This is a genomic window from Kitasatospora sp. NPDC059722 (assembly GCF_042733235.1).
In the GTDB taxonomy this organism is placed as follows: domain Bacteria; phylum Actinomycetota; class Actinomycetes; order Streptomycetales; family Streptomycetaceae; genus Kitasatospora.
Window position 1 is genome coordinate 114,178 of sequence record NZ_JBHWGD010000005.1, and the last position, 24,898, is coordinate 139,075.

Consider the following 24,898-nt stretch of genomic DNA (forward strand, 5'->3'; position numbering starts at 1 on the left):
GCCGGATGTTGTCTGTGGTGGTGGCTCCCTGGGGGAGCGGTGAGCCGGTGTTCGGGCGCGCGGCGGACGTGCGGCACTACGCGGCGAGCACGATGAAGGTCGCCGTGCTCGCGGCGCTGCACCGCAGCGGCGTCGACCTGGACGCCGAGGTGCCCGTGGTGAACCGGTTCGACTCGGCGGTGGGCGGCGAGTTCGCCAACTCCCGTGACGGCGACGGCGATCAGCTGCCCTGGGAGCTCCTCGGTGGCACCGCGCCGCTGCGTTCGCTCGCCGAGCGGATGATCACCCACTCCTCCAACCTCGCCACCAACCTGTGCCTCGCCGCCGTCGGCCCCGAGGCGGTGGCCGGGGTCTGGCGGCGGGCCGGGGCGACGCACAGCGCCACCCCGCGCGGGATCGAGGACGCCGTCGCGCGCGAGGCCGGTGTCGACAACCTGGTGACCGCCCGCGACCTCGTCCGGCTCCTGCGCTCCCTGGACGGCGAGCCCGAGCTGCTGGCCCTCCTGGAGCGCAACGCCTACCGGGTGGACCTCGCGGCCGGACTGCCACCGGGCACCCGGATCGCGTTCAAGAACGGCTGGGTCACCGGCGCCCGGCACAGCGTGGGCGTCGTCTACCCGGACGACTGCCCGCCCTACCTGATCGCCGTCTGCTACACCGGCCCGCTCGCCTCCGGCCACGGCACCGCCGACCCGGCGGCCCGGTTGGTCGCGCGGATCTCGGCGGCGGTCTGGGACCGCCGCCGGGACGTCACCGCCCGACCGTGAACCGGACCGCCGTCAGTACGGCGGGCCGTCAGCGCGGCGGGTCGTCAGTACGGCGGGTCGTCAGTACGGCTTGACGAGCACGTGCGCCGCGCCCGGGATGCCGACCTTCAGCAGCTCGTCCTCCTCCGGCGTCGTGGGCGTTCCGGTCTCCTGCTTGAGGATCGCGCGGGAGAGCGCCTGCACCCAGAGCGCGCGCGGGCGGCGGCGCTCCTCCCAGGCGGTGAGGGCGGCCTCGACGGAGTCGGCGGCGTCGAGGCTCAGCGCGAGCACGAGCGCGTCCTCGACGGCCATGGCCGCGCCTTGGGCGAGGTGCGGGGTGCTGGCGTGGGCGGCGTCGCCGGCGAGGGCGACGCGCCCGATGTGCCAGGGCTCCTCGACGGTCACCTGGGAGATGCGCGAGTAGACCACCGCGGCCGGGTCGGTGACCTGGGCAAGGGCTTCGGCGACGGGGCCGCCGAAGCCGGCCAGGCGCTCGGCGAGCTGCTCGTGGGCGCGCTCCGGGTCCGGCCTGAAGTCCTCGGGCTCGGCGAACACCGATCCCAGGTACATGAGTTCGGTGCTGATCGGGGTGAGCAGCGCCTTGGCCGCCAGGTTCCCGGCGGACATCACGACGCCCCGTACCTCGGGCGAACGCGGCAGCGTGACACGCCAGTTGGCGAAGCCGGTGTACTCGGGCGGGTACTTCTCCCCGTACAGGCGCCTGCGCAGCGGCGAGCCGATGCCGTCGAAGCCGACCACGAGGTCGTAGCGGCCGCCGTGGCCGTCGGTGAGGGTGACGTCCACCCCGTCGGCGTCGTCGGCGAGTTCGGCGATCGTCGTGCCGAAGCGCAGGCGGGCCCCGGCCGCGGTGGCGGCGGCGCCGAGCAGCTCGGCGAGGGCGGGCCGCGGGATGCCGTTGTTGGCGGGGGCGTCGCCCATGCGGGGCTGCGGGATCCGGGCGAGCGTGGCGCCGGCCGGGTCGCAGATGGTCAGCACCTCCCACTCGAAGCCGGCGGCCAGGCAGGCGTCCAGGACGCCGATCTCGCGCATCACGTGCAGGGCGTTGGACGGCTGGATGATGCCGACGCCCAGCGCCTCCAGGCCGTCGCGCAGTTCGGCGACGTCGACGTGGTGGCCGCGCCGGGCGAGGGCGGTGGCGAGGGTGAGGCCGCCGATGCCGCCGCCGTGGATGAGGACGCGCAGGGGAGAGGTCATGCGGGGCTCCAGGGAGTGAAGGGCGAGCCGGATCAGCCGACGGGGGCGGCGGTGCCGGCGAGGTCCATCAGGTGGTCGACGAGGGCGAGCAGGAGGTCCCGTCCGAAGGCCCGTTCGCGGACGTCGCCGATCAGCATCGGCACCTGCGGGTCGAGGTCGAGCGCGGCCCGGATCTCGTCGGGGGTGCGGGTGTTGTGGCCGTGGAAGCAGTTGATCGCGACCACGAACGGGATGCCCCGGCTCTCGAAGAAGTCGATGGAGGCGAAGCTGGTGTCCAGCCGCCGGGTGTCGGCGATGACGATGCCGCCGAGGGCGCCGTTGACCAGGTCGTTCCACATGAACCAGAAGCGCTCCTGGCCGGGGGTGCCGAACAGGTAGACGACGAGTTCCGGGCTGACGGTGATCCGCCCGAAGTCGAGCGCGACGGTCGTGGTGTCCTTCTGGTCCACGCCGGCCAGGTCGTCGACGCCGACGCTGGCCTTGGTCAGGTACTCCTCGGTGCGCAGCGGGGCGACCTCGCTGACCGTGCCGACGAGGGTGGTCTTGCCGACGCCGAAGCCGCCCGCGATGAGGATCTTGACGGCGGCGGGGGCCGCGGGGTGGGGTGTTGCCATGGTCACAGTCTCCGGAGTCCTTCGCGTACGGCCGTGAGCAGGCCGAGGTCCGCGCCGCCGGCGGCCCGGGCCACCGAGAGCGGCGCACGGGCCCGCAGCAGGCCCTGGGCGATCAGGTCGCCGAGCAGGATCTTGGTGACCGACACCGGGAGGTCCAGGCCGGCCGCCACCTCGGCGACCGCGGCCGGGCGGCGGCAGCGGTCGAGGATCGCCCGGTGTTCGGGCTGGAGGGCGCGGACGCCGCCGCGGCTGCGCGCGAGGGCCCGGGCGGCCTCCTCCTCGTCGGTGGTGAGCACCGTGATCAGGGTGAGGTCGTCGCGTTCGGGCGCGGTGCGGCCGCGGGTGATGGTGTACGGGCGCACCATCGTCCCGGCGGCGAAGTCGTCGTCCTCGTCGTCGAGTTCGCTCCAGTGCGGGCCCACCCGCGTCAGCCCCGTCCGGTGGCGCCGGGCCGGCGGGCGGCGAAGGCGTCGAACGAGCCGGGGGCGGCCTCGCCGCGGACGGGGGTGCCGAGCTTCTGGCCGACCTGCTGCACCAGGGTGTGCATGGCCACCGACATCACCTCGGCGTCGACCTCCTGGGAGGCGACGACGGCGAGGTGGGTGCCCTGGGCGGCGGCGATGACGAACAGCCAGCACTCGGCGAGCTCGACGATCACCTGGTGGACCGGCCCGCCGTCGAAGAGCTGGCCGACGCCGCGGGCCAGGCTCTGCTGGCCGGTGGCGACGGCGGCCAGGCGCTCGGCGTCGGCGCGCTCGATGCTGCGGGAGTGGCTGACGACCAGGCCGTCGTCGGAGAGCAGGACGGCGTTCCTGGTCCCGGGGACCGAGTCGACGAGTCCGTCCAGCAGCCAGTCGATGTCCTGGTGGGTGGCGATCGTGCGGTTCATGACTGGTCATCCGTTCGTGTCGTTCGGGGGTCCGCGGCCGGCAGCGCCCAGGGGGAGGGCTCCGGTGCGTGCGTCGGGGAGCCGGCCGGGGCGGTGGGGGGAACCGGCGGGGTGGCGGTCCGGGGGAGGGGGGTCTCGCCGCTGTCCTGGGAGCCGCCCTGGAGGCCCTGCGCGCGGGCGGCGCGGGACTGGCGCTGGAAGGCGCCGATGGTGGCGCCGGAGCGGCGCACCGGGCGCTGGAACGGGCCGCCGGCGGGCTGCCCGTCCGCCACGGGGGCGGCCGGGGCGGGCCGCTGGGGCTCCGTCTGCTCGCCGGGCGGCGGCGGGACGCGCAACTCGGCCGCGAGGCTGGCCTGGCGGATGCGCTGCGGCAGCGGCGGCTGGTGGCCGTCGGCGGGGCTGAGCGGCACGGCGGAGGCGTACTCGCGGCGGCGGCGCCGCTCGGCCAGCCGGTAGTGGTCGGCCGGGCGGTACTGCTCGTCGGCGTACGGGGCCTCGGCGTCCGTCACCAGGGCGTAGGCGATGTCCGGGTAGGCGGGGGCGTCGTGGGCCTCGTGGGCGGGCGCGTCGTGCGAGGGTGCCTGGTCGAGGGCCGTGTCCGGGGCCGGGGAGCTGTGCTCGATCGGCTGGTCGGCGTGCTGTGCGCTGCGCCGGCCGGGGTGGTGACCGGCGTGCGGGTCGGCGTACGGGTCGGCGTGCTGATCGGCGTACGGGTCGGGAGACGGGCCGCCCTGCGGCGCGGCGAGTGGTGCGGCGTCCGGCACGACGAGTGGTGCGGCGTGCCGGCCTGCGGGCTCGAACGCCCCGGCCGCTGCCCCGGCCGGTGCCCCGGTGGCCGGCTCGGCGTGCCCGGCGTACTCGATGTGCCCGGAGGACCCGGAGGACCCGGAGGACCCGGAGGACCCGGCGGGTCCGGCCAGGGCGTGGCCCCCGCCGGCCACCCCGAAGGAGTCCGCCGGGGAGAGCGCGTGGACCGGCCGCGCCTCGGGCGCCTCGTTGGACGCCGTCATCAGCGCCTTGCGCGAGCGCCGCACGAGCGGGATCGGCCCGGCGGCCGTGGCCGGCGCGTGGGCGGCGTCGGGCAGCCCGGCGTCGCCGTCGATGACGAGCTCGGACGGCACGAGGACGACCACCCGGGTGCCGCCGAACGCGGAGGGGCGGAACTCGACCTTCAGGCCGGTGTTGGCGGCCAGCCGGGCGACGACGTGGAAGCCGAGGCGGATGTCGTCCCCGCGCTCCAGGACGTCGATGCGGGCGGGCGGGCGGAGCATCAGCGCGTTGGCCGCGTCGTACTGCTCCGGGTCCATGCCGAGGCCGCGGTCCTCGATCTCCACCGCGAGCCCGCGCCCGACCATGGCGGCCCTGACCTCGACCGGCGTCGGCGGCTTGGAGAAGGTGGTGGCGTTCTCCATCAGCTCGGCGAGCACGTGGGCGACCGGCCCGACGGCCCGCTCGGAGAGCCAGGGGTGGCCCTCGACGTCCAGCATGATCCGCCGGTAGTCCTGCACCTCGCCCTGCGCGGCGCGCAGCACGTCCAGCAGCGGGACGGGCTTGCGCCAGCGCCGCTGCGGCTGGCCGCCGGCCATGATGACGAGGTTCTCCTCGTAGCGGCGCAGGCGCGCGGTGAGGTGGTCGAGGTCGAACAGGCCCTCCAGGACCTCCGGGTCCTCGTGCTTGCGCTCCAGCTCGTCCAGGCGCCGCAGCTGGCGGCCGATCAGCAGCTGGGTGCGGCGGGCGATGCGCTGGAGCAGCCGCTCGAAGCCGCGGTGCTGCTCGGCCTGCCGCACGGCGGTCTCGAGGGCGGAGGTGCGGGCGGCGTTGAGCGCCTGGCCGAGGGTGGCGAGTTCGTCGGTGCCGCCGCCGCGCAGGGTGCCGGCGGCGGCCGTGATCGCGCGGCTCTCGGCCTCGACGTCGACCTGTTCGCCGCGCCCGAGGCGCTCCACGACCTCGGGCAGGGTGCGCTCCAGCGCCTCGGCCTGGGTCTGGAGCTCCTTGATCCGGCGGCGCAGCGAGCGGCTGAGGCGCCAGCTCGCGATGCCGATCCCGACGACGGCGACCAGGCCGACGACGGCGGTCAGCACGACGGTGGTCAGGAGCGAGAGGATGGAGTCCAGGCCGACCTTGACCACGCCGTCGGTGCGGGTCTCGATCGCCTTGACGAGCTGCGGGTTGACCTGGTCGACGGCCTGGCGCCACTGGTCCTGCATCGGCGGCAGCTTGACCGTGGCGCCGCCCGGCTCGGCGGCCGTCGGCCTGGTCAGCGCCTGCTCGACGGCCGTCTTGGCCTGCCAGGACGGGCTGTTCATCAGGTCGTGCCAGGCCGGGGCCTCCGCGGCGGGGACGTACGGCGCGATCTGGACGGCGAACAGGTGGTCCTGCGCCCCGATCGCCTCCTGCACCTGCTGGTACTCGGCGACGCCGAGCCGCCCGGAGGGCCAGCCGCGGGCCAGGATCGCGTCCTCGCGGGCGAGCATCTCCTTGGCCCAGAAGGCGTTGACGAGGGTCTTGGAGATCCAGGTGATCTCGCCGGTGTCGACGTGGCTGAGCGCGGTGAACAGCCGCAGGTCCACGGCGATCAGGTCGGTGTAGTAGGCGTACAGCGACTGCTGGTCGATGGTGGCGCGGTCGACGGCGGCCCGCTGCTCGCCGAGCCGGCCGAGCGCCTGGCGGGCCTCGGCGACGGCGGTGCGCACCTCGGCGGGGGCCTCGTCGGCGGTCTCGCCGGAGAGCGCCTGGAACTGGCGCACCGCGTCGTCCGTCAGTTGCCGCTGCCTGCGCAGCTGGTCGGCGTTGGCGCCGGGCCGGGCGAGCGCCTCGGCGCTGAGCCGGCGCTCCTCCTGGAGGTTGTAGTAGACGATGTTGGACGGCTGGCCGGCCTTCTGGGCGAGCATGCCCTGGGCGGCCTGCCGCTGGAAGGAGGAGAGCGTCTCGCCGCTGGTGACCGCCCAGAGCAGGGCGAGGGCGATGCTGGGGACGACGGCCAGGACGAGCAGCGCCGTCCGCAGGGACAGGCGCGGACGCCTGCGGGGGGCCTTCGGCGTCGGGGGCCGCCGATTCGCACGCGCGCGCAGAGCTGACTCCTTAGGGCGGGCTTTTTGACGAAGCGATACTAGTCATACCGTGTTATTGGAGTGAAAGCCCGTTCGCCGTCTGGACGGTGCTCATGCACCGCTTCGACACAATGTCATCTCCCCGTTGACCGTTCGTCAGCGAACGACACCCGTTCGGAGCCGTGCGGCCCAGTGTCATGTACGTGGCTGCCCGGAAGGTGGCGCCCGCGTGAAGAGTGTGTGACGTCCATCGCGGACATGCCATCAGGTCCCGAGCAGCCGCGCCCGCGTGGCCGCCAGCTCCTCCGCGAGCACCCGTCCGGCCTCCTCGGCGTCCGCGCGGTGCAGCGCCCCGACGAGGCCGGCGTGGGCGTCGTGGCCGTGGTCCGGGTCCCCGGCGCGCAGCCCCAGCAGTCCGACGAGCGCGACCAGGTGCTCCCGCAGGACAGGGACGAACTGGGCGAACAGGTCGTCCAGCACCGGGTTGTGAGCCGCCGCCACGACGGCGGTGTGCAGCGCGATGTCCGCGTCGACGAAGGCCGCGTCGTCCGCCGCGCCGGCCGCGAGTCGTGCCGCGAGCGCGGTGTCGACGGCGGCCAGGTCGGCGTCCGTCCGCCGGGTCGCCGCCAGCCGGGCCGCCTGCACCTCGACCATCGTGCGGACCTCGTAGACGTGCGCGAGCTCCGCCCGGCGCAGCCGGGTCGCCCAGTCCCCGGCTGGCCGGTCCGCGGTCACGAAGACGCCCGCGCCCTGGCGGCTCTGCACGAGGCCGGCCCCCGCCAGCGCGCGCAGGGCCTCGCGGACGGTCGAGCGGCCGACGCCGAGCTCCTTCGCCAGCGCGACCTCGCCGGGCAGCTTGCCGCCGACCGGCCAGTGTCCGGAGGTGATCTGCTCCTCGATCCGCGCGGCGGCCTGTTCGGCCAGGGGGGAGGGGCGCAGGGGGCCGATCGGGGACATCGCGTTCACCTGTCAGGTTGTCTGAGGAGTTGTGGTGTGGCTAGTCTACCGGCCATGCAGCAGCGGCGTCTCCTCCTCGGCGGCCGCAGCGGGGTCTGACCGGACCGGCACCCCGCTGCGGGGCGTCGTCCTGCCGGTCACCGGTACTCACCGAAGGACCCCGCATGCCCGTCCCGACCCCGCGCACGCCCACTTCTCACGCGACGCCGCCTCACACGACGCCCTCCCATGCAACGCCCCGTCACGCGACGCCCCGTCACGCGACGCCCAGTCATGCGACGCCCAGCCACGCAACGCCCCGTCACACGACGACCCTGCGCGCTCCGGCCGGTCCCGTCCCGGCCGGCGCCCCCGCCTGGAACCCCCAGCGCGGCGGCACGATGCCCTCCCACCGCTACCGTCCCGCCCACGAGCGGGTCCACGTGCCCGCGTTGCTGCGGCGCTGGCCCGGGCAGCGGATCGAGCGGGCCCCGCTGTGGGTGCCCGTCGACCTGCGCGACGGCAACCAGGCACTCGCCGAGCCGATGGACCCGGCGCGCAAGCAGCGGATGTTCGACCTGTTCCTGGCCATGGGCTTCAAGGAGATCGAGGTCGGCTACCCCTCCGCCAGCCGGGCCGACTTCGACTTCGTGCGCCAACTCGCCACCGTGCCGGGGGCGGTGCCGGAGGACGTCACGATCGTCGTCTTCACCGCCGCCCGCGCCGACCTCATCGACCGCACCTTCGAGGCCGTCGAGGGCCTGCCGCGGGTGGTCGTCCACCTCTACACCGCGACCGCCCCGGTCTGGCGGGACGTCGTCCTCGGCCGGGGCCGGGAGGAGGTGCGCGAGCTGATCGTCGGGGCCGCCGAGCACATGGCCCGGCGGGCCGAGGGGCGCGAGGGCGTGCGCTTCCAGTTCTCGCCCGAGGTGTTCAACCTGACCGAGCCGGACTACGTCCTGGAGGTGTGCAACGGCCTCACCGCGCTGTGGGACGCGAGCCCCGACCGCCCGGTGGTCCACAACCTGCCCGCGACCGTCGAGATCGCCACCCCCAACGTCTACGCCGACCAGATCGAGTACCTGCACCGCCACCTGGAGCGGCGAGAGTCGGTCGTCCTCTCCGTCCACCCGCACAACGACCGCGGCACGGGCGTCGCGTGCGCCGAACTCGCCGTCCTGGCCGGGGCGCAGCGCGTCGAGGGCTGCCTGTTCGGCAACGGCGAGCGCACCGGCAACGTCGACCTGGTGACGCTCGCGCTGAACCTGCACACCCAGGGCGTCGACCCGATGCTCGACCTCTCCGACATCGACGCCGTCCGGCGCACCGTCGAGCACTGCAACCGGCTGCCGGTGCCCGAGCGGCACCCGTACGCCGGGGACCTCGTCCACACCGCCTTCTCCGGCACCCACCAGGACGCCATCAGGAAGGGCCTCGCCCACCACGCCAAGGTGGCCGCCGGGTTGGGCGTGCCGGAGCGGGAGGCGCCGTGGGACGTGCCCTACCTGCCGATCGACCCGGCGGACCTCGGGCGCGACTACGAGGCCGTGATCCGGGTCAACAGCCAGTCCGGCAAGGGCGGGATCGCCTACCTCCTGCAGACCGGGCACGGGCTGGAGCTGCCCCGGCGGCTCCAGATCGAGTTCTCGCGCGTCGTGCAGGAGGCGACGGACGACAGCGGGCGCGAGGTGACGGGGGAGGAGCTGTACGCGCTGTTCCGCGCCGAGTACCTGGACGCGGCGCCGCCGTGGGCGTGGACGGTCACCGGCGACCGGGCCGAGGTCGACGGCCGGTCGGGTACGGGCTCCGGCCCGCTGGACGCGGTGGCCGACGCGCTGGGCGTGGAGATCCTGCACTTCAGCGAACACGCCGTCGGGTCGGGCCCGGACGCGGTCGCCTACGTGGAGGCCCGGGTGGGCGACGAGGTGCGCTGGGGCGCCGGGCGCGACGCGTCGGTCCTGACGGCGGGCGTGCGGGCGGTGCTCAGCGCCGTCGGCCGCGCGAGGGGCGTGGAGCCGGGCGCGCGCGGCTGATCGTGCAGGGCTGATCGTGCAGGGCTGATCACGCGGGGCTGATCGTGCGGGGATGAGCCCCCGTGGATGAGCAGGCAGGGGGACGAGCAGGCAGGGGGATGAGCGCGCGGGGCGATGAGCGTGCGGGAGTGGGAAGTCGGCCGCACCGACTTCCCACTCCCGCTGCGGAGGCACGGGCGGGTTACTGGAAGGTCCGGAGCACGAGCCCGTCCCGCCCGCACAGGACGACCTTCGACGGGGCCCGCTTGCCGGCGGCGACGAAGTGCTCCCTGATCCGGCCGGCCGTGTCGCGCAGCCCGTTCTCGGTGGCCTCCGAGATGGGACCATGCGTCTGCCAGTGCATCGTCAGTTCCCACCGGCGGCCCCGGCCGCCGCCGCGCGGCGCGGTCGGCTCGGCGTCGAGGCCCAGCCGGCCGAGCAGTTCAAGGATCGCGTTCATGTCGGTGCCGTCGATGTGGGCGAAGTCCTCTTCCACCAATATCGCATCCATGTCCGACCCTCTACCCGCCGCGGACCGGACGACGCCGGCGCCGGGGCGTGTCCTTCGGCTCACGCCGGGAAGCCCGCCGTCACTTCAGGAAGCCGAGCTCGCGGTTCGGGAGCTCGGCGCCGTCGCGGCCGAACTCCCGCCAGGTCTCGGCCCGGGTACCGGCCTTGCGGGGCACCGCGACCCAGCGGATCGGCGAGTCCGCGACGGTGACCAGCGGCGGCTCCGTGGTCGTGCCGTCCGCCCAGGTCACCGCGACCCTGGCGACGTCGGGGGCGACCGAGACCACCGCCACGTCCGCCGGTGCCGCGGTGTCGTCCTTGCCCCAGTGGCCGAGGCTGGTGCCGGTGAGCGCCTCGCCTCCGGGGGGCGGGGCCTGGGTGGCGGAGCGCGTGGTGAACTCCTGGTCGTGCGGCAGCCGGACGCCGCCGACCGTGAAGTAGAGGTTCACGACGTCGTCGTGGGGCTGCCAGTACTGCCGGACGTACGCCTCCGTCGGCTCCGGCACCTCGGGGTCGACCGCGCGCCGCTCCGCGGCGATGGCCTGCGCCTGCCGGAACGCCTCCTCCTTCGGCGCGAGCGTCCACAGCGCCGCCCACACCTTCCACTCCTTGCCGTTGGCGGTGCCCTCCGCGAGCACGACGCGGAGGGGGCTCAGGGGATCCCGCGCCGCCGTCGACACGGAGGGCGTGGAGCCGGACGTCGCCGCGGGTGTCGGTGCGGACAGCGGTGCGCCGCCGGCCGCGCCGATCGTCGTGCCGCCCGCCGTCCGCCCGCCCAGGCCCGCGAACGCGCCGCCGCCCAGGACCACCACCGCGGTCAGCGCGACCGCGCCCACGACCGCCCGGCGGCGGCGCCGGATGCGGCGCCCGCCCGCCAGGATCCGGTCCACCGGCACCGGGCCGACCGCGGCCCCGGCCGCCGCGTCGGCCAGTTCGAGTCCGACCCACAGGTCCTGCTCGTCGCCGCCGTTGCCCTCAAAGCCCTCGTTGCCGGTCATGCCTGGCCTCCGATGTGCGTCATGTCGGTGAGTTCCCTCAGCGCCGCGGTCTGCCGCAGCTTCGCTATCCCCTTCGCCGCGTGGCTGCGCACGGCTCCCGTCGAGCAGCCCATCGCCGCGGCGGCCTGGCTGTCGCTCAGGTCCTCCCAGTGCCGCAGCACCACGGCCTCCCGCTGCCGGGGCGGCAGCGTGGCCAGGGCGGTCAGCAGCGCCGAGCGCTGGTCGCAGCGGCGGTAGCCGTCCTCCGTGCCGGGCGCGTCCGGCACGGCGTCGACCAGCAGCTCGGGCGGCCGGCGCCGGTGGTGGCGGGCGTGCCGGTTGACCAGGATCCGGCGGACGTAGGCGTACGCGTCGTCGGCGCGGCGCACCCTGTGCCAGGACGCGCAGGCCTGCTCGGCGGCGGACTGCACCAGGTCCTCGGCGGCGTACTGCTCGCCGGCCAGCAGGTAGGCCGTCCGCAGCAGCCGTGGCCAGGCCGCGACGATGAAGGCCCGGAACCCGTCGTCCCGGTCGTTCTTCGGTTCTCCCATGAGCACCTCCTCACCCTCCCGGAGCCCACCCGGGGGCGGAACCGCTTACCCGGGACGGCGGGCGTTTTCGGGCCGCCGGTTAGCGGTGCAGGGTGTCCGAATTGCCGGTCAGGAGTTGATTCGGGTGGAATTCATCGGCCTGGCCACCTTCTCCATCGCGGCAGCCATGAGTAAAACTTCGCAAAGAATGGACGTCTTCAGGGGGGCCTTCGACCTGCAGATTCAACAGATTGTTGCAGCTCAGGGGCGGGTTGATCACCAATTGTCATTCGCCCGTAACCTGGTGTGTGCGAGCATGTCGGCGATCCGCAGGAGTACGGTTCCGACGGAATCGCGAGTCGTTCGTAAGGGCACGTCGAACAGCTTCGCGGGGAACTTCGCCTTGCGGTGGAAAGCCGTAGCGGGAATTGGTGCGACGAATGGCTCAGGAAAAGGACGAACCGGCGGCTCCGGCGGCCACTCGCCCGATATCCCTCAGGCTGGGGATCGAAGTCCTGCGCGGAATCGCCCAGGTGGATTTCCTGCCGTCGGCCGTGTGCGGCCTCCTCTTCGTGGCCGCACTCTTCGCCGCCGGCTGGCAGTACGGCGTCTACGGCCTGCTCGGCAGCGTCGTCGGCACCGGCACCGCGTACGGATTGCAGCTGGCACCCGCGGCCGTGGGAGCGGGGCTGCACGGGTACAACGGCTGCCTCGTGGCCCTGAGCTGCGCGGTCTTCCTCGACCCCGGACACCCGGCGACCCTCGTCGTCGCGGTGCTCGGCGCCGTCGTCTCCGTCGTCCTCACCGCAGGCCTCACCACCCTGCTCGCCGCCCGGCGGCTGCCCGTGCTCACCGAGCCGTTCTGCCTCGTCGCCACCGCGACCACGGCGGCGGCGCCGGGCTTCCGTCAGCTGTGGCACGGCGCCCCCACCCCGGCCGCCCTGCCCCTGCCCGCCACCGGCCCCACCGGGCCGACCTGGGACCAGCTGTGGCACGGCTTCTTCGCCAACATCGGCCAGATCTTCTTCATGTCCCAGTGGTACGTCGGCCTGCTGTTCCTCGCCGGGCTCCTCGCGGCCAGCCGCCTCGCCGCCCTCACGGCCTGCGCGGGCAGCGCCACCTCGCTGGTCACCGCCTGGGCCCTCGGCGCCCCGGCCGAAGCCGTCGGCGAGGGGCTGCTGGGCTACAACGGCGTGCTGGTGGCGATGGCCCTCTGCGGGGTGTTCGTCGCCCCCGGAGCGTGGAGCGCGGCCTACGCGCTGCTCGGCGCGGTCGCCGCGACCGTGCTGACCCCGGCGATCGACGCCGTCGCCGCACCCTTCGGCAGCCATGCCTTCACATGGCCGTTCGTCGTTACCACAGTGCTGTTCCTCGCGGCGGTGCCGGCCGTTCCGCGGCTGCGCCGAATCTGAGGGTCCGTCCCATTCCCCGAACTCCCCCGCGTTTCTTCGAAGCCTCTTCGAAATGCCGGAAAGGAAGCGTGATCCCCGTGAACCTGTCCCCGCGCGAGATGGACAAGCTGTACATCTACGTCGTGGCCGATCTGGCCCGCAAACGCCGCGACCGCGGCGTGAAGCTGAATTACAGCGAGGCCTGCGCACTGATCAGCGAGGCCATCATGGAGGGCGCCCGGGACGGACGCACCGTCGCCGAGTGCATGGAGATCGGCAAGCAGGTCATCGGCAGCGCCGACGTCATGCCCGGCGTGCGCGAGATGCTCCCGCTGCTCCAGGTCGAGGCCGCCTTCCTCGACGGCACCAAGCTCGTCTCCTGCCACGACCCGGTCGGTGCCTGAGTGACCGCCGACCGCCGGGCCGCCACCGTGGTGCTGGCCGGCGGCCACGAGAGCGGCCACGCCCGCGACCTCGCCCCCCTGGTGGAGCGCGGGCCCGCGATCCACGCGGCGGCCGCCCCGGGACGCGACCTCGCCGCGGCCGTCCGCTCGGCGCTCGCCGCCACCGGCGGACCGGTGTGCGTCGTCCCCATGACGCTCGGCCGCGACCCGAAGCTCGTCGCCGACAGCGCCCGCGCCCTGCACTGGCTCGCCGCCGGCGAGGCCCGCGGCCGGCTCGCCCTCACCGCGCCGTTCGGCGCCGCCGAACACCTCGTCGGCTGGCTGCGCGCCGCGGCCGGCACCGATCCCGACCCGGACGGCGCGATCCTGGTCACCGCGCCGGCGGCCGGACCGTTCGAGGACGCCGAGCTCTTCCGGATCGCCCGGCTCGTCCGCCAGTACGGGCACCACCGCCTGGTCGAGGTGGCCCTCGCGGGCGGCGACCCCGACCCCGCCGACGGCGCCGAACGCTGCCGCCTCCTCGGCGCCCGCACGGTCACCGCCGTCCCGGCCTCCTTCGGACGGGCGGTCGCGCCGCCGGCACCGGCCGGCGTCCGCGACGGCGGACCGCTGCTGCGCCCCGCCGCGATCGCGGGGGTGGTCGCGGCCCGCACGGCGGCGGCCCTGCACCTGCTCGGCCACGGCGAGGACGGCGTCGCGGCCGGACTCGACGCGGAGCACGGGCACGGCTACGCCCACAGCCACGGGCCGGGCGGCGCTCACGGCCACGGGCCGGGCGCGGGCCACGGTCACGGTCCTGGGCAGGGTCAAGGTCCTGGGCACAGCCACGCTTCCGCGCACAGCCACACGCACGTCCACACGCATCACTGAACGAACCCACTGAACCGAGGGAGAGGAAGGGCCAGCCATGTCTGGTGGCGCCACGTACCTGTACGGCGACGACCCGGTGGAGATCAACGCCGGCCGCGCCACGGTCACCGTCACGGTCAGCAACACGGGCGACCGGGCGATCCAGGTCGGTTCCCACTACCACTTCTTCGAGGCCAACCGCGCCCTCGACTTCGACCGCAACGCCGCCTACGGCAAGCACCTGGACATCGCGGCCGGCACCGCCGTGCGCTTCGAGCCCGGCGTCACCCAGGACGTCACGCTCGCCGAGTTCGGCGGGCACGGCCGCCTGGTCGGCTTCGCCAACCTCGTCGACGGCGGCATCAAGTCCGCCGACACGCGCGCCCGCGCCATCGGCCGGGCGATCGCGCTCGGCTTCAAGGGCACCGAACTCGACCACAAGGACGACCGCAAGGACGACCGCAAGGACGACCGCAAGGACGACCGCAAGGAAGGCACCCTCTGATGGCCATGCTCTCCCGCAAGCAGTACACCGACCTGTTCGGACCCACCGTCGGCGACCGCTTCCACCTCGCCGACACCAACCTCGTGGTCGAGGTCGAGAAGGACTTCAACCAGGGCCACTACGGCGACGAGGCCGTCTACGGCGGCGGCAAGGGCATCCGCGACGGCATGGCCCAGGACCCGGCCGCCACCTCCGTCCAGGGCGCGCTCGACCTGGTCATCACCAACGTCGTCGTCCTGGACCCGGTCCTCGGCGTCGTCAAGGGCGACATCGGCGTCAAGGACGGCTTCATCACCGCCGTCGGCAAGGCCGGCAACCCGCACACCCAGAGCGGCGTGCACCCCAAGCTCGTGATCGGCCCCGGTACGGAGGTCATCTCCGGCGAGCACCTGATCGCCACCGCCGGCGGCATCGACACCCACATCCACTTCATCGCCCCCCAGCAGGCCCAGGAGGCGCTGAGCAACGGCATCACCACCCTCATCGGCGGCGGCACCGGCCCCTCCGACGGCACCAACGGCACCACCTGTACGCCCGGCCCGTGGAACATCGGCCGGATGTACCAGGCCGTCGAGGACCTCCCGGTCAACGTCGGCCTCCTCGGCAAGGGCAACGGCTCGCTGCCCGGAGCCCTGCGCGAACAGGTCGAGGCGGGCGTGTGCGGCCTCAAGGTGCACGAGGACTGGGGCAGCACCCCGGCCGCGATCGACACGGCGCTGCGCGTCGCCGACGAGTACGACGTCCAGGTCGCCATCCACACGGACACCCTCAACGAGGGCGGCTACTTCGAGGACACCCTCTCCGCGATCGACGGCCGCACCATCCACACCTTCCACACCGAGGGCGCCGGCGGCGGCCACGCCCCCGACATCATGCGGATCGCCGGCGAGGCCAACGTCCTGCCGTCCTCGACGAACCCGACCCTGCCCTACACCGTCAACTCCGTCGACGAGCTCCTCGACATGGTGATGGTCTGCCACCACCTCAGCCACGACATCCCCGAGGACGTCTCCTTCGCCGACTCCCGGGTGCGCGCCGAGACCATCGCCGCCGAGACCGTCCTGCACGACGAGGGCGTCATCTCGATCTTCTCCTCCGACTCGCAGGCCATGGGCCGCATCGGGGAGTCCTTCACCCGCGCCTTCCAGACCGCCCACCACTGCAAGGGCCAGCGCGGCAAGCTCGCCGGCGACACCGACCGCAACGACAACTTCCGCGTCCTGCGCTACCTCGCCAAGCTCACCATCAACCCGGCCATCGCCTCCGGCACCGCCGACCACATCGGCTCCCTGGAGCCTGGCAAGCTCGCCGACATCGTGCTCTGGCCGATCAACTCCTTCGGCGCCAAGCCCAAGATGGTCATCAAGGGCGGCGTCATCAACTGGGCCCTCATGGGCGACCCCAACGCCTCCCTGCCCACTCCGCAGCCGGTCTACTACCGCCCGATGTACGGCGCGCTCGGCCGCGCCAAGCAGGCCACCCGGGTCTCCTTCATGTCCCAGGCCGCCGTCGACCTCGGCGTCCCGGCCCGGCTCGGCCTCGACAGCCGCGTCCTGCCGGTGCAGCGGTGCCGCTCGGTCGGCAAGCAGCACATGGTCCGCAACGACGCCCTGCCGAAGATCGCGGTCGACCCGGAGACCTACAAGGTCACCCTGGACGGTGAGCCCGCCACCATCGAGCCCGCGCGCGAACTCCCGCTCAACCACCTGTTCTACCTCGCATGAGCGGCCCGGTCGGCGGTGACCAGCTCGGTGGGGAGACGGGCGGCGGTGATGCGGGCGGAAGTGGCCCGAGCGGTGGCCCGGGCGGCCTGGACGCCCTGCTCGTCTGCCTCCAGCTCACCGACTCCGCCTTCCCCAGCGGGTTCTACACCCTCTCCCACGGGCTGGAGGGCTACGCCCAGGCCAAGGCCGTCACCCCGGACACCATGCCGGACCTGCTCGCCGACCTGCTGCGCCACTCGGTGGGCCCGGGCGACGCCACCGCGCTCGCCCTCGCCCACCGCGCCGCGACGGCCGGGGACTGGGAACTGCTCGCCGAGGTCGACGAGCGGCTGCACGCGACCAAGCTCAACCGCGAGCTGCGGCTGGCCTCCACCCGGACCGGACGCCAACTCCTGGACATCGCCCGGGAGTCGCTCGGCGGCGAACCCCTGGAGCGGTACGCCGAACTGGTCGCCGACAAGCGCGCCCCCGGCTCGCAGGCGGTCGCCGCCGGGGTCGCGTACGCCGCCGCCGGCGTCCCGGCCGAACAGGCCCTCGCCGGCGACCTGTTCGCGTTCTGCACCAGCTTCGTCGGCGCCGCGCTGCGGCTGCGGCTGACCGACCACCGCAAGGCGCAGGTCGTGCTGCGGTCGGTCGCGCCGGTGCTCCAGGACGTCATCCGGGCCGCCCTGGCGCGGGAGTTGGCCGACCTCGGCGGCTGCGTGCCGGTCGCCGACGCGATGTCCGGACGGCACGAGCGGGCCGAGGCCCGGCTGTTCATGAGCTGACCCGCCGCGGGAACGGCGCCTCGCGCGGCACCGAAACGCGAAACACGAGCAACACCGCACCAGAGGAGGAAACTTGACCGAGAACGTGCTCCGCGTAGGCATCGGCGGCCCCGTCGGCTCCGGCAAGACGGCGCTGATCGAGGCCCTCGTCCCGGTCCTGATCGCCCGCGGCCACCGCCCGGCCGTCGTCACCAACGACATCTACACCCAGGAGGACGCCCAGCACGTGCGCCGCACCCTGGCCGGCGTGCTCGACCCCGAGCGGGTCGTGGGCGTCGAGACCGGCGCCTGCCCGCACACCGCCGTCCGGGACGACCCGACGATGAACCTCGCCGCCGGCGCCGAGCTCCTGGAACGCTTCCCCGACGTCGACACCCTGCTCTACGAGTCCGGCGGCGACAACCTGACCCTGACCTTCAGCCCCGTCCTCGTCGACCTCTTCCTCTTCGTCCTGGACACCGCCGAGGGCGAGAAGATGCCCCGCAAGCGCGGACCGGGCATCACCGAGTCCGACCTCCTGGTCATCAACAAGATCGACATCGCCCAGTACGTCCGCGCGGACCTCGGCGTCATGGAGTCCGACGCCCACCGCGTCCGCGAGGGCGGACCGGTCGTGCTCACCAACTGCCTGACCGGCGAAGGACTGGAGGAGATCGCCGCCTTCCTGGAGACCTTCCGCAAGGTCTCCGCATGACGGCCGCCCCGGACATCTCGCCGGACGTGGCCGCGGACGTGGCGCCACCGCGGCTCGACCCCCGGCACTACGAGCCGGCCCGCGTCCCGGCCGAGGTCCGCCGGCACGCCGGGACGCCCGACACCCTCGGGGTCGGGCGCCCCGGCAAGGTCGGCCTGCTGGAACTCTCCTTCGAGAAGATCGGCGCCCGCACCGAACTCACCGGCCACTACCAGAAGTCGCCGCTGCAGATCATGCGCCCGCTCTACTTCGACCCCGCCCGCCCGGACCTCGCCGTCACCCTCCTGATGTCCACCGGCGGCGGCATCCTCCAGGCCGACCGGCTGCGCACCGACCTCCACTGCGGCGCCGACACGGCCGTGCACCTCACCACCCAGGCGGCCACCAAGGTCTACCGGATGGAGTTCGACTACGCGACGCAACTCGTCAACCTGCACGCCGGCCCCCGCGCCTACGTCGAGTACCTGCCCGAGCCCGTCATCCCCTTCGTCGACTCCCGCCTCTACCAGCGCACCGTCCTCACCGTCGACCCCACCGCCACCGTCCTCGCCGGCGAGACCGTCCTCGCCGGGCGCCTGGCCCGCGGCGAGCGCAACGCCTACCGGGTGTTCGCCTCCGACCTCGAAGTGCGGCGCCCGGACGGCCCGCTGGTCGCCCTGGACACCGTCCGCCTGGAGCCGGGCGGCGGGGGCGTCTCGGGCCCGGCGGTGCTCGCCGGACACGACGTCATGGCCAGCCTGTACGCGATCACGCCGCTCGCCCCGGCCGCCCGGGTCGCCGACACCCTGCACGAGGCCCTCGCCGACCGCGGCCTGCTGTACGGCGTCAGCGTCCTGCCGCACGACGCCGGCGCCTGGCTGCGCCTGCTCGGCGACGACACCCGCGCCTGCGCCGCCGCGATGCGCACCGCGTGGGACGCCGTGCGCCGCCTCCTGATCGGCGCCCCGGCCCCGGACCTGCGCAAGACCTGACCGTTCAGTGGTTACAGGTACCAGTCCCCGTCTTCGGTGAGGCTCCGTTCGAGGTACTGGCGGAGCCTGCCGGCGACCATCGAGCGGCTGTCGGTCTCGTGGTCCCAGACGAACACGTCGTGATCGCGCTCGGGTGTGCGGACGAACGCGAACTGGTCGCCGCCGCCGTTGTCCCCGAAGAACATCAGCGGCTCGAACGGCATGTAGAGCTGCCGGAAGTCCAAGGTCGTCCGGAATTCGCCGTTCTCGCCCGCGATCCGCGCGGCGTCCCACACGACGTCCAGCCCGCGGTGGACGACCCCGTCGCACTCCCGCAGCAGGTCGGCGAGGTCGGGCGGCACCCGCTGCCCGAGTGCCCGCTCGACCTCCGCCAGCGTGTCGTCGGCGGCCGGGGCGCCGAGCTCGGCGCCCGGGGCCAGTTCGAGGATCAGTTCGTGCCACATGCGGGCAAGTCTTCCAGAGCCCGCCGGACGTACCCCTTCTGCCAGGGCGTCTCGACGGCGTGCGGGCTGTAGTGCGCCCGCACGTAGGCGACGGCCTCGGCGGGCGGCACGCCGTCCAGGACGGCGATGCGGGCGAGCGCCGTGCCGGTGCGGCCGCGGCCGCCGAGGCAGGCGATCTCGACGCGTTGGGCGGCGCAGCGCCGCCACGCCTCGCCGAAGGCGGCGCGGGCGTCGGCGCGGTCGGCGGGCAGGCGGAAGTCGGGCCAGCGCACCCAGCGGGCCTCCCACGGCACGGGGGCGGGGCGGTGGCCGAGGAGGTAGAGCGCGAAGTCGGGGGCGGGGCCGGATGGCAGCGGGCGGCTGAGGCCCCGGCCGCGCAGGAGGCGGCCGGACGGGAGCCGCAGGATGCCGGGGGCGGTCGGGTCCCACGTTGTCTCGGGCACGTCATCCCTTCGGATTTTCGCTTGTGCTGGAGTGAGGCTGGCGATTTTAATCGTCGGCAGGGTCGCTGTCCGGCCCCTTATCGAGGGAGATGTCCATGATTGCGTACGTCCCTTGTCCGGTCTCCACCGCCACCGCCTCCGCCTCGGCCACCGCCGTCCGCTCCGGTTCCGGGGCCGGGACCGGTTCCGACTCCGGCTCCAATGACACGGGCTGGAACGCCGTCCCGGGCGCGGCCCGCTGAACCGCTGAACGACTCCTGAGCGTCGGTCACGACGCGACGTACAGCCCCGCCGCCGCCGGCATCCCGGCGCGGTGGGCGAGGGCGGCGGCCTCGCCGCGCGAGGCGACGCCCAGCTTCGCCAGGATGTTGGCGACGTGGAACTTCACCGTCGACTCGCTGATGTGCAGCTCCCGGGCGATCTCGCGATTGCGCCGGCCGCGCGCCACCTGGTCCAGGACCTCCAGCTCGCGCGGCTGAAGGCCGTCCAGCGGATCCCCGGCGAGAGCCGGTCCGGGCGCCACGAGCGGCAGGTCCACCGTCACCGTGCTGCCCCAGCCGGGCACGGCCTCCACGGCGGCCCGGCCGCCGAGGGCGGCGATCCGGTCGGCGGTGCGGTGCACGGCGAGGGCGTCGGCGGCGAGCAGGCCGGGCCCGTCGTCCCGCACCACCGCCCGCAGCACGTCACCGGTGAACGTCCAGCTCACGTGCAGCCGCGTCACCCCGTCCTGGTCGAGCATGGTGAGGACGGTCGCCCGGACGGCGTCGCGGGCGGTGTGCGCGGTGTCCGCCGGGACGGACCGGGCGGACTCCGCCGGGGGCACCAGGTCCAGCCGGACCCGGCCGTGCCGCAGCAGCGGGCGGAGCTCCTCCGCCAGCCGGGCGAACGCGGCGTCGGCGGGCTCCTCGCTGAGCGTCCGGTCGAGTTCGGCGCCCGCGCGCAGGTCCAGCAGCGCCGTCACGGCCAGTTCGGCGGCGCTGCGGCGCGCGGTCGCGTCGTCCAGGGCGGGCGAGCGCAGCGGCCCGAGGATCGCGGTGAGCGCGGCGCTGTGCATGCCGGTGAACTCGGCGATCGCGCGGGCCCGGGCGTTCGCCGAGGCCCGGGACGTCGCCGCGTGCTTGGGGCCCGCGTCGGTGGCGCGGTGGTGCGAGTGCGTCACGAGCAGCTCCCACAGCTGCTGGAGGACGGCCAGCGCGCCGTCGGGCACCGGCTCGGCGCTCGCGCGGACCAGCACCAGCAGGGCGGCGCCGCCGGCGTCGGGCGCCTTGCCGGTGCCGGGCGCGTTGCCGGTGTCCGCCGCGCTGCCTGTTTCCGGTGCGCTCCCGGTGCCCGGCGTCGCCGAGGCCACCACGACGGGCCGGGTGCGGCCCGCGAGCAGGGCCTCGCCCTGCCACGGCCGGCCCTGCGCGGTCGCGTCGGCGGTGGCCTCGGCGAGCCGGGCCAGCTCCAGGCTGACGACCTCCCCGGCGACCTCCGGCAAGCCGAGCGCGTTCGCGGGGGAGTACGTGCAGATGCCGCTGAGCTGGGCGACCGCCACGTGCGGCACGAGCGTGCCGAGCACCTCGGAGAGGCGGACCAGCAACGTCGGCCGGGGCGCGCGCAGCACCTCGACGGCCCGCGCGAGCGCGTCCTCCGGACGTCCCCACATGCTCTGCCAGTCCACGTCCGCGCTCAGTCCGGTCATGCCGTCCAGCCTAGCCCCGGGGGCGGCCGGCCGACCTGGCCATTGGGAGGGGTGGAACCGTCCGAAAGGACGGCCGGGAGAAGCCGGCCGGGCGCCGAGGATGGAGCCGTACGAGAACACGGGGTCCACGAACTCCTCGACAAGGCAAGGACTTTCCCATGACCAAGGCGATCGCTTTCTCCGAGTACGGCGGCGCGGACGTGCTGCGCCCCATCGACCTCGACCTGCCCGCCCCGGGTGCCGGCGAGGTCCTGGTCGAGGTCCGCGCGGCGGGCGTCAACCCGCTGGACCACAAGATCCGGGCCGGCCTGATGGCGGACGTCTTCCCCGTCGCCCTTCCCTTCGTCGCCGGCTTCGAACTGTCCGGCGTGGTCCGGGCCGTCGGCGCGGACGTCACGGCGTGGGCGACCGGTGACGAGGTGTTCGGCGCGGTGATGGGCGGCGCGCACGCCGAGCACGTGATCGTGCCCGCCGCCCAGCTGGCCCGCAAGCCCGCCGCGCTGTGCTGGGAGGAGGCGGCGGCGATCCCGGTCGCGGCGGAGACCGCCGAGCGGGCGCTGGCCATCCTCGACGTCCGGCCCGGCGAGACGCTGCTGGTGCACGGCGCGGCCGGCGGGGTCGGCACCGTGCTGCTGCAGTTCGCCCGGGCGCGCGGGATCACGGTCGTCGGCACCGCGAGCGAGGCCAACCACGCCCACCTGCGCGAGCTGGGCGCGATCCCGGTGGCGTACGGCGACGGGCTGGCCGAGCGCGTGCGGGCCGCCGCACCGGGCGGCGTGGACAAGGTGCTGGACGCGGCCGGGCTCGGCGGGGTGCTGCCGCTCTCGATCGAACTGGCGGGCGGCGCCGACCGGGTGCTGACGATCGCCGACTTCGTGGGCGCCGGGGAGCACGGGGTGCGCTTCACCGGCGGTGCCGAGGGCGTCGAGCCCTACTACGGCCGCGCGTTCGAGGCCGCGCTCGCGCTGCACGCGGCGGGGGACCTGCGGCTGCCGCTGCACCGGGTGCTCCCGCTCGCCGAGGCGGCGGAGGCGCACCGGGTGAGCGAGCACGGGCACCTGCGGGGGAAGATCGTGCTCACGGTGTGAGGGGCGAACGGATGACAGCTGACAACTTTCAGATAACAGATTTTGAAATCTGTTATCTGAAAGTTGTTCGCCGTTCGCCGTTCGCTGACCGCTGGCCGCCGACCGCCGACGCCGCCGCGAGCCGTTCGCTGTTCGCGGAGCAGGCCAATCCGGCGCCATCCACGCCGTCCTGACTGTTCGTCGATAGAGTCCGGCGTCATGGTGACTGCGAACGCAACAGGTGGCGGGGTCGGAGGGCTCGCGGGCAGGTCCTGCGTGGTGACGGGCGCGGCGAGCGGCATCGGCCGGGCCGTCGCCGAACGCTTCGCCCGCGAGGGTGCGGCCGTGATCGCGACCGACGTCGACGCCGTCGGTCTGGCCCGCCTCGCCGACCAACTCCCGTACGACATCGGCACGGTGGTCGGCGACGTCGCCCGCGACGAGGACGCGCGCCGGATGATCGACGCCGCCGTCGAGCGCAACGGCCGGCTCGACGTCCTGGTCGCCAACGCCGGTGTGCTCCCGCTCATGGAGATCACCGAAGCCACCGCCGAGGACTGGGACCACGTCATGGCCATCGACGGCCGCGGCATGTTCCTCACCTGCAAGTACGCGATCGCCGCGATGACCGCCCAGGAGCGGCCCGGCGGCTCGGTCGTCTGCATCTCCTCCATCTCCGGCGAGGCCGGCCAGCGCGGCCAGGCGGTCTACGGCCCGGCCAAGTTCGTCGCCTCCGGCCTCACCAAGCACCTCGCCGTCGAGTGGGCCGACCGCGGCATCCGCGTCAACGCCGTCGCCCCCGGCACCATCACCACCGAACGCGTCGTCCGGCTGCGCGACGAACCCGGCGGGCCCGAGTACCTCACCGCGATCGAGAAGCTCCACCCGATGGGCCGGCTCGGCTCCCCGGCGGAGGTCGCGTCGGCCGTGCTGTTCCTGGCCTCCGACGAGGCGTCGTTCATCACGGGAGCCGTCCTGCCGGTGGACGGCGGGTACTTGGCGCAGTAGCGGTCGGCCCGGTGACGGCGAGTTCGCCCGGCTCGCCGGAGAACACGACCTCGCCGCGGTGCAGCACGTGCACGACGGCCGCGCCCGCCAGGGTGCGGGGGAGTTCCCGCGCGCTCAGGATCACCGTGGTGTCGGCGGCGAGCAGGTGGGCGTGCAGGCGGGCGACGACGGCCGGGGCCAGGCCGCGCTCGGGCTCGTCGAGCAGCAGCACCTCGGGCTCGGTGGCCAAAGCCCGGGCGAGGGCCACGAGTTGCTGCTGCCCGCCGGAGAGCGTGCCCGCCCGGCGGGGTAGCAGCGCGGCCAGCTCGGGAAACAGGCGGAGGGCCGACTCGCTGCCCGGACCAGCGAGTTGGAGGTGCTCGGCCACCGTCAGCGACGCGAACACCGCCCGCTCCGCCGGCACCAGCGCGAGCCCCGTCCGCACCCGCCGGCGTACCGACAGTCCGGTGACGTCCCGGCCCCGCCACACGACCCGGCCCCCGGACAGCCGGACGAGCCCGGCCAGCGCGTGCAGCGCGCTCGTCCGTCCGGCGCCGTTGGGCCCCAGCAGGACGCTCACCAGCCCGGACGGGAACGCCAGGTCCACCCCGTGCAGCGCTTCGAGCGGACCGTACCGGACCCGTGCCGAGCGCAACGCGATCTCCACCGGCATCACGCCACCCCGCCCCACGCCCGGGCCACCCGCGGATCCGCCAGCACCGCCGCCGCGGGACCGGCCGCCACCACCCGGCCGTCCGCCATCGCGTAGACGGTGTCGGCGAGTTCGGCGACCAGCCCGGCGTCGTGCTCGACCAGCAGCAGTGCCATCCCGTGCCCCGCGAGTCCCCGCAACACCGCCACCAGCCTGGCCGTCTGGGCCGAATCCAGCCCCGCCGCGGGCTCGTCCAGCAGCAGCACCCGCGGCTCGCCCGCCAGCGCCCGGGCCAGCTCCACCAAGCGCAGCACCCCGGTCGGCTGCGCCCCGGCCGACTCGCCGGCCACGTCCTGCAGCCCGAACAGCGCGAGTGCCCGCTCCGTGCGCCCCGGGACGTCCGCCCGGTCGGGTCGCTGCTCGGCGCCCACGCGGACGTTGTCGGCGACGGACAGGGTGGGGAAGACGGCGATCTGCTGGAAGGTGCGGGCGAGCCCCAGCCGCACCCGTGCGTGCGCCGCCACCCGCGTGACGTCCCGCCCGGCGAGCAGCACCCGCCCGGCGTCCGGCCGGACCGTCCCGGCCAGGCAGTCGAACAGCGTGCTCTTCCCGGCCCCGTTCGGCCCGATCAGCGCGGTGATCCGCCCGGCGGGCGCGACGAGGTCGACGCCGCCGACGGCCTCGATCCCGCCGTAGCGGCGCACGATGCCGCGGGCGGTGAGGCGGGCGGTCATGGGTGCTCCGCGGCGGAGTGACAGGTCGCACTATTTTTTTTTTTATTTTTAATTAAATTTATTTAATATTATTTATGGCCAGTGGGTTATATCCGCCCGGTCCG

The 24,898-nt window shown here is 74.2% G+C and carries 28 protein-coding genes; 14 read left to right on the plus strand and 14 right to left on the minus strand.

Annotated features, from left to right (window positions below; translation table 11 throughout):
* Positions 1–5: 5 nt before the first annotated feature.
* Positions 6–767, plus strand: a complete 762-nt coding sequence (locus ACFV4F_RS04870) for a serine hydrolase (RefSeq protein ID WP_380500451.1) — start codon at positions 6–8, stop codon at positions 765–767.
* A gap of 60 nt (positions 768–827) precedes the next feature.
* Here ACFV4F_RS04870 and ACFV4F_RS04875 read toward each other — a convergent pair whose 3' ends face one another.
* The 6 genes from ACFV4F_RS04875 to ACFV4F_RS04900 form a co-directional block, all read right to left on the minus strand.
* Positions 828–1,961, minus strand: coding sequence for an FAD-dependent monooxygenase (locus ACFV4F_RS04875; RefSeq protein ID WP_380436061.1), 1,134 nt, complete (start codon positions 1,959–1,961; stop codon positions 828–830).
* A gap of 32 nt (positions 1,962–1,993) precedes the next feature.
* Positions 1,994–2,575 (minus strand): ATP/GTP-binding protein, encoded by a 582-nt coding sequence (locus tag ACFV4F_RS04880; RefSeq protein ID WP_380436063.1) that lies wholly within the window; start codon positions 2,573–2,575, stop codon positions 1,994–1,996.
* 2 nt (positions 2,576–2,577) lie between these two features.
* On the minus strand, positions 2,578–2,997 hold the full coding sequence (locus ACFV4F_RS04885; RefSeq protein ID WP_380436065.1) for a DUF742 domain-containing protein: 420 nt from the start codon (positions 2,995–2,997) through the stop codon (positions 2,578–2,580).
* A 5-nt stretch (positions 2,998–3,002) separates the two neighbouring features.
* Complete coding sequence (locus tag ACFV4F_RS04890) at positions 3,003–3,464, minus strand: roadblock/LC7 domain-containing protein (RefSeq protein WP_380436067.1); 462 nt, start codon at positions 3,462–3,464, stop codon at positions 3,003–3,005.
* The gene (locus ACFV4F_RS04895; RefSeq protein WP_380500452.1) at positions 3,461–6,355 is read right to left on the minus strand and encodes a nitrate- and nitrite sensing domain-containing protein; all 2,895 of its coding nucleotides are present in this window, start codon (positions 6,353–6,355) and stop codon (positions 3,461–3,463) included. Before ACFV4F_RS04895 ends, ACFV4F_RS04890 begins: the two co-directional genes overlap by 4 nt.
* A 423-nt stretch (positions 6,356–6,778) precedes the next feature.
* Positions 6,779–7,471, minus strand: coding sequence for a FadR/GntR family transcriptional regulator (locus tag ACFV4F_RS04900; RefSeq protein WP_380500502.1), 693 nt, complete (start codon positions 7,469–7,471; stop codon positions 6,779–6,781).
* A 380-nt stretch (positions 7,472–7,851) separates the two neighbouring features.
* On the opposite strand from ACFV4F_RS04900, the gene ACFV4F_RS04905 reads away from it, so the two are divergent.
* Complete coding sequence (locus ACFV4F_RS04905; protein ID WP_380500453.1) at positions 7,852–9,483, plus strand: 2-isopropylmalate synthase; 1,632 nt, start codon at positions 7,852–7,854, stop codon at positions 9,481–9,483.
* 181 nt (positions 9,484–9,664) lie between these two features.
* Here the strand turns inward: ACFV4F_RS04905 and ACFV4F_RS04910 are convergent, their stop codons facing one another.
* The 3 genes from ACFV4F_RS04910 to ACFV4F_RS04920 all read right to left on the minus strand — a co-directional run bounded on the left by ACFV4F_RS04910 (position 9,665) and on the right by ACFV4F_RS04920 (position 11,500).
* Positions 9,665–9,973, minus strand: coding sequence for a hypothetical protein (locus ACFV4F_RS04910; protein WP_380500454.1), 309 nt, complete (start codon positions 9,971–9,973; stop codon positions 9,665–9,667).
* A 79-nt stretch (positions 9,974–10,052) separates the two neighbouring features.
* The gene (locus tag ACFV4F_RS04915; RefSeq protein ID WP_380500455.1) at positions 10,053–10,970 is read right to left on the minus strand and encodes a hypothetical protein; all 918 of its coding nucleotides are present in this window, start codon (positions 10,968–10,970) and stop codon (positions 10,053–10,055) included.
* Complete coding sequence (locus ACFV4F_RS04920; protein ID WP_380500456.1) at positions 10,967–11,500, minus strand: SigE family RNA polymerase sigma factor; 534 nt, start codon at positions 11,498–11,500, stop codon at positions 10,967–10,969. Before ACFV4F_RS04920 ends, ACFV4F_RS04915 begins: the two co-directional genes overlap by 4 nt.
* 419 nt (positions 11,501–11,919) lie before the next feature.
* Between ACFV4F_RS04920 and ACFV4F_RS04925 the strand changes: the two genes are divergently transcribed.
* The 8 genes from ACFV4F_RS04925 to ACFV4F_RS04960 all read left to right on the plus strand — a co-directional run bounded on the left by ACFV4F_RS04925 (position 11,920) and on the right by ACFV4F_RS04960 (position 18,784).
* Positions 11,920–12,891, plus strand: a complete 972-nt coding sequence (locus ACFV4F_RS04925; RefSeq protein WP_380500457.1) for an urea transporter — start codon at positions 11,920–11,922, stop codon at positions 12,889–12,891.
* Between the two features lie 77 nt (positions 12,892–12,968).
* Positions 12,969–13,274 (plus strand): urease subunit gamma, encoded by a 306-nt coding sequence (locus ACFV4F_RS04930; protein ID WP_380436081.1) that lies wholly within the window; start codon positions 12,969–12,971, stop codon positions 13,272–13,274.
* On the plus strand, positions 13,275–14,144 hold the full coding sequence (locus ACFV4F_RS04935) for a cobalamin biosynthesis protein CbiX (protein ID WP_380500458.1): 870 nt from the start codon (positions 13,275–13,277) through the stop codon (positions 14,142–14,144). It begins immediately after the preceding gene.
* Positions 14,145–14,181: 37 nt separating this feature from the next.
* Positions 14,182–14,628, plus strand: a complete 447-nt coding sequence (locus ACFV4F_RS04940) for an urease subunit beta (RefSeq protein WP_380500459.1) — start codon at positions 14,182–14,184, stop codon at positions 14,626–14,628.
* Complete coding sequence (gene ureC, locus ACFV4F_RS04945) at positions 14,628–16,352, plus strand: urease subunit alpha (protein ID WP_380500460.1); 1,725 nt, start codon at positions 14,628–14,630, stop codon at positions 16,350–16,352. The genes ACFV4F_RS04940 and ureC overlap by 1 nt, the downstream gene beginning before the upstream one ends.
* On the plus strand, positions 16,349–17,119 hold the full coding sequence (locus ACFV4F_RS04950; protein WP_380500461.1) for an urease accessory protein UreF: 771 nt from the start codon (positions 16,349–16,351) through the stop codon (positions 17,117–17,119). Before ureC ends, ACFV4F_RS04950 begins: the two co-directional genes overlap by 4 nt.
* Before the next feature lie 73 nt (positions 17,120–17,192).
* Positions 17,193–17,813 carry an urease accessory protein UreG gene (gene ureG, locus ACFV4F_RS04955; RefSeq protein WP_380436091.1) on the plus strand — a complete coding sequence of 207 codons (621 nt, stop codon included), beginning with the start codon at positions 17,193–17,195 and terminating at the stop codon, positions 17,811–17,813.
* Positions 17,810–18,784, plus strand: a complete 975-nt coding sequence (locus ACFV4F_RS04960) for an urease accessory protein UreD (protein WP_380500462.1) — start codon at positions 17,810–17,812, stop codon at positions 18,782–18,784. The genes ureG and ACFV4F_RS04960 overlap by 4 nt, the downstream gene beginning before the upstream one ends.
* An 11-nt stretch (positions 18,785–18,795) precedes the next feature.
* On the opposite strand, the gene ACFV4F_RS04965 is transcribed toward ACFV4F_RS04960, so the two are convergent.
* Together ACFV4F_RS04965 and ACFV4F_RS04970 are read right to left on the minus strand one after the other, a co-directional pair.
* A complete protein-coding gene (locus ACFV4F_RS04965; protein ID WP_380500463.1) occupies positions 18,796–19,227 on the minus strand; it encodes an SMI1/KNR4 family protein in 432 nt (143 codons plus the stop codon).
* Complete coding sequence (locus ACFV4F_RS04970; RefSeq protein WP_380436097.1) at positions 19,212–19,670, minus strand: protein phosphatase; 459 nt, start codon at positions 19,668–19,670, stop codon at positions 19,212–19,214. The genes ACFV4F_RS04965 and ACFV4F_RS04970 overlap by 16 nt, the downstream gene beginning before the upstream one ends.
* A 95-nt stretch (positions 19,671–19,765) precedes the next feature.
* Here ACFV4F_RS04970 and ACFV4F_RS04975 point away from each other — a divergent pair, with 95 nt between their 5' ends.
* Positions 19,766–19,912, plus strand: coding sequence for a hypothetical protein (locus ACFV4F_RS04975; protein ID WP_380500464.1), 147 nt, complete (start codon positions 19,766–19,768; stop codon positions 19,910–19,912).
* A 26-nt stretch (positions 19,913–19,938) separates the two neighbouring features.
* Here the strand turns inward: ACFV4F_RS04975 and ACFV4F_RS04980 are convergent, their stop codons facing one another.
* On the minus strand, positions 19,939–21,354 hold the full coding sequence (locus tag ACFV4F_RS04980; RefSeq protein WP_380500465.1) for a LuxR C-terminal-related transcriptional regulator: 1,416 nt from the start codon (positions 21,352–21,354) through the stop codon (positions 19,939–19,941).
* A gap of 158 nt (positions 21,355–21,512) precedes the next feature.
* Here ACFV4F_RS04980 and ACFV4F_RS04985 point away from each other — a divergent pair, with 158 nt between their 5' ends.
* Genes ACFV4F_RS04985 through ACFV4F_RS04995 form a run of 3 tightly spaced genes read left to right on the plus strand, consistent with a single transcriptional unit; the run spans position 21,513 to position 23,429 of the window.
* Positions 21,513–22,442, plus strand: coding sequence for an NADP-dependent oxidoreductase (locus ACFV4F_RS04985; protein ID WP_380500466.1), 930 nt, complete (start codon positions 21,513–21,515; stop codon positions 22,440–22,442).
* A gap of 11 nt (positions 22,443–22,453) precedes the next feature.
* The gene (locus tag ACFV4F_RS04990; RefSeq protein WP_380500467.1) at positions 22,454–22,615 is read left to right on the plus strand and encodes a hypothetical protein; all 162 of its coding nucleotides are present in this window, start codon (positions 22,454–22,456) and stop codon (positions 22,613–22,615) included.
* A 25-nt stretch (positions 22,616–22,640) separates the two neighbouring features.
* Entirely contained in the window at positions 22,641–23,429 is a 789-nt protein-coding gene (locus tag ACFV4F_RS04995; protein ID WP_380500468.1) for an SDR family NAD(P)-dependent oxidoreductase, read from the plus strand.
* Here ACFV4F_RS04995 and ACFV4F_RS05000 read toward each other — a convergent pair.
* Positions 23,383–24,081, minus strand: coding sequence for an ABC transporter ATP-binding protein (locus ACFV4F_RS05000; RefSeq protein WP_380500469.1), 699 nt, complete (start codon positions 24,079–24,081; stop codon positions 23,383–23,385). The two genes, ACFV4F_RS04995 and ACFV4F_RS05000, sit on opposite strands and share 47 nt — an antisense overlap.
* Entirely contained in the window at positions 24,081–24,794 is a 714-nt protein-coding gene (locus ACFV4F_RS05005) for an ABC transporter ATP-binding protein (protein WP_380500470.1), read from the minus strand. Before ACFV4F_RS05005 ends, ACFV4F_RS05000 begins: the two co-directional genes overlap by 1 nt.
* Between the last annotated feature and the right edge of the window lie 104 nt (positions 24,795–24,898).